Origin of the sequence: Rhizobium sp. SEMIA 4085 (genome assembly GCF_013004495.1) — a bacterium.
In the GTDB taxonomy this organism is placed as follows: Bacteria; Pseudomonadota; Alphaproteobacteria; order Rhizobiales; family Rhizobiaceae; genus Rhizobium; species Rhizobium gallicum.
The window spans coordinates 1-3,768 of record NZ_JABEPH010000474.1; the positions used below are offsets into that span (position 1 = coordinate 1).

General features: G+C 56.7%; 3 protein-coding genes. All 3 read right to left on the reverse strand.

The features are described 5' to 3' along the window. Positions 1-1,047: class I SAM-dependent DNA methyltransferase (locus C9413_RS29340; protein ID WP_170251291.1), on the reverse strand; the 1,047-nt coding region annotated here is incomplete at its 3' end. Positions 1,048-1,052: 5 nt separating this feature from the next. Next, positions 1,053-1,919, reverse strand: coding sequence for an FRG domain-containing protein (locus C9413_RS34330; protein WP_039845242.1), 867 nt, complete (start codon positions 1,917-1,919; stop codon positions 1,053-1,055). Positions 1,920-1,921: 2 nt separating this feature from the next. Continuing rightward, on the reverse strand, positions 1,922-3,768 hold a 1,847-nt coding region (locus tag C9413_RS29350), incomplete at its 5' end, for a type I restriction-modification enzyme R subunit C-terminal domain-containing protein (protein ID WP_170251292.1).

Sequence of the window (3,768 nt, forward strand, 5' to 3'; positions counted from 1 at the left end):
GCGCACGATGGTGTGGAGGTTGCATTCCTCCAGCAGATGCTCCTTCAACCGCATTTTGATGCCTTCGCCAAACAACGAGCCATCTGGCAGGACCACGGCAGCACGGCCGCCGTCCTTCAGCAGGCGCACGATCAGCGCCAGAAACAGGTCTGCCGTTTCCTTGGTGCGGAAGGTCGGAAAGTTGTTTTCGATGCCGTCTTCCTCACGCCCGCCAAAGGGCGGGTTGGTGAGCACGATATCGACGCGTTCATCCTTGCCCCAGGAAATCAGCGGGCGGGCCAGCGTGTTGTCGTGGCGTACAAAGCTCGGGTCCTCGATGCCGTGCAGCAGCATGTTCGTCACACAGAGCATATGCGGCAGCGGCTTCTTTTCCACGGCACGCAAGCCGCCTTGCATCTTTTCCCGCTGGTCTGGCGTGCGCACATGGTTCTTTTCCATATGGCGGATTGCGCAGGTCAGGAACCCGCCCGTGCCGCAGGCGGGATCGAACAGCGTTTCGCCGGGCTTGGGATTGATCCGTTCCACCATGAAGGATGTGAGGGCACGCGGGGTGTAATATTCGCCCGCATTGCCGGCTGATTGCAGGTTGTTCAAAATCTGTTCGTAGATTTCACCAAAGTGCTGGCGCTCCGTCAGGCTGTTAAAATCGACGTCGCTGATCCTGTTGACCACCTGACGGATCAACTGGCCGGACTTCATGTAGTTATAGGCATCCTCGAACAAATCGCGCACCACACGGCGGCGGTCCCCCAGCTGCGCCGAGACCGGCACCGTCTTCAGCGCCGGGAACAGCTCTCCGTTGATGAAGTTGAGCAGGGCCTCGCCCGTGATTCCTTCCGGGTCTGCCGCCCAGTTGCGCCACTGCAATCTTTCCGGGATCGGCGAGACGTAATTGTCATGGGTCAGCTCCAGTTCCTGGTCCTGATCATCCATGATCTTGAGGAAAAACATCCAGCAGAGTTGGCTGATGCGCTGGGCATCGCCATCGACGCCGGCATCCTGGCGCATGATATCCTGGATGGACTTGACGGTGTTACGGACTGACATGGCATTCAATCTTCATTTGTTAAACGGGCCGCGATCGATTCGGCGAGTTGATACATCCGATCATTGCGGTTGGGATAGAGAGCGTCCTTCCCGATAAGCGGAAACTCGGTATTTCTCCAAAACTCGTCAGGATCAAATCTAAACTTCGCCGCTACTCGTCGGCCGAAATCGATCTCGTGATGAGGATAGAACTGTTTCTGATGGTAAGCGCCCATATCGGGATACTCACCAAGAAGGTAGCCCTCTTGAATATGTGGCCGAACAGCTGCGGGCGGGCAAACACTTGCTAGCCTGATAATTTGTAATCCAGCTTCTGCGCTAGCCGTTATCGCACCACTGATATTTGGCACCCCAAGCACAAATAAGTAGGCTTCTCCCCGTGCCTCGTGTGTTGCGAACGACGCCGCGATTCGGAGAGAGTGAGTGACATCCAAAAGAGGGGTCCTGCACACCTCATAGTGTTGCAAGATCGACCACCGAAGAATCCGATGCCGCTGCAGCCGCTCTAAATCTGGGAATCGGACTCGTTCGAATTCAACAACGAGATGATTCTCCGCAACTGCGAGTCGATCAAATCTCCGCTGGAGCCTGGTTGCTGAGGGTGCTGGACTTCCGCGAAACAAGTTCGGCTTGAGAGTAGAAAAGTCCGAGTTTGGATTGTCCCTGCTTCTACGCCGATAGTCATCGGGTTGTCCCCTAAATAGCATCACGTAGTTGGGGTTTTTATATTGCAGTTTCGCGACCTTGGTCGCTAAATCGAGATAGCTCTTGACCCTACAACCTTGGTCTTTCCTAATGGAAAGGCAGGTTCTGCTGGCAAGACGTCCCGCATCAGTAAAGCTAAAAAGCCTCTCCTTTGCGATTATCTCCATATCTAGGCAGCCCCCTCGTACAGAGCCTCCGACATTGCTAACACGGCTCGGCGGAACTCATCCCTGCCCCCAAAGGCCTTCACCAGTTCTACGGGTGTACCAAGAGAGTTGATCGGAGGAACACGGAGAACCTCAGTTCGATCAAGTGAGAAGACGCCGTCGTCCGCATATTTAGTCAGCAAAGCATCAAGAACCGCACGCGCCTTGCCTTCATACCGGCCGAAGACGTCGCGTTTCTTCACATTGTCGGCCCGCTCCTGGCGCGTCAGCGGCTTGCGGTCGAAGGCGATATGGCAGACGAGATCGAATGGATCGAGGTCGATGCCGAGTTCCCGTGCGATCATGTCCAGCGGTAGGCCTTCAGCCGCCAGCTCCTTCACCAACGCATCCTTCCGCTCTTCCGACTTCCAGCGCCTCAGGAAATCATCCAGGCTGGCGAAATGCCTGAGCAGTGCCGCCTTGGTGAAATCGCGCAGGCTTTCTGTCACCAGTTTGCCGTTGGCATCCAAATATTCGACGCGCTCCGCGATGACGCGGGCGCTGATGCCATCGACATAGACCTTCTTCTGGCGGTCGCCGTCACCGGGTGGAAAAGTCACCTCCTCGCCTCCAGCGGTCGGCGGCTCTGTGGTGTAGTCGTCCTGATCTCCGTCTTCGAAGTCCGTGGTCTGCGTACCCGTATCCGGCGGGGTGATGGGATCGGCCTCGCCCGGTTCGTAAATCTGCACAGGATCGCCATCGAATTCGGGATCGGCGAAATGGCTGGTCGCGCCGCGGAAATCCATGAGGGTGAAATAGAATTTCTGCGTATCCTCATGCACGCGCGTACCACGGCCGACGATCTGCTTGAACTCGGTCATCGAGCCGACAGGGCGATCCAGCACAATCAGTCGGCAGGTCTGGGCATCGACACCGGTGGACAGCAGGCGCGATGTCGTGACCATCACAGGGTACCTGGATTCCGGATCGATGAAATTGCCGATCTGCGCCTGGCCAATCGTATCGCTTCCCGTGATGCGCATCACGTAACGGGCGTTCTCGTCGCAGAGGTCCTTGTTGTCGTTGATCAACGCCTGGCGCATGCGCGCAGCATGCTCCTCGTCTACGCAGAAGACGATGGCCTTCTGATAGCGGTCGCCGCTTTCCTTCAGGAACTCCGTGACCTTGGCGGCGACCAGCTTCGTGCGATCGTCCAGCACCAGCGTCCGATCGAAATCCTTGGCATTGTAGATGCGGTCCTCGACCTCTTCGCCATCGCGATCAAGCTGCCCTTTTTCCGGCCGATAGCCTTCGACATCGCGGTCTATATGGACCTTGATGACCTTATACGGGGCAAGAAAACCGTCGCTGATGCCCTGCTTCAGCGAGTAGGTGAAAACCGGCTCGCCGAAATAAGCGGTATTGGAGACGTATTCCGTTTCCTTTGGCGTTGCCGTCAGGCCGATCTGGCTGGCGGACGAGAAGTATTCGAGAATTTCGCGCCAGGCGGAATCTTCAGCAGCACTGCCGCGGTGGCATTCGTCGATAACGATCAGATCGAAGAAATCTGGCGAGAACTCGCGGAACAGCTTCTGCCGCTCCTCCGGGCCGGTGATGGCCTGATAAAGTCCGAGGTAGATTTCAAAGGAGGTATCGATCCGGCGCTTTTTGTCGAGCGCCAAGGCAAGATCGATCTCGTTGCCATCCGAACGCTCGATGACCTTCGACTTGGTGGAGAGCTTTGCCATCGCGCCGCCGAAGGGACGGAAGTCGTTGACCATGGTCTGATCGTTCAGCACGTTTCGGACCACCAGAAAGCGGATGGGGTGATAGCGGCTGGCTTTCCAGAGACGCAGGATGATCTGAATGG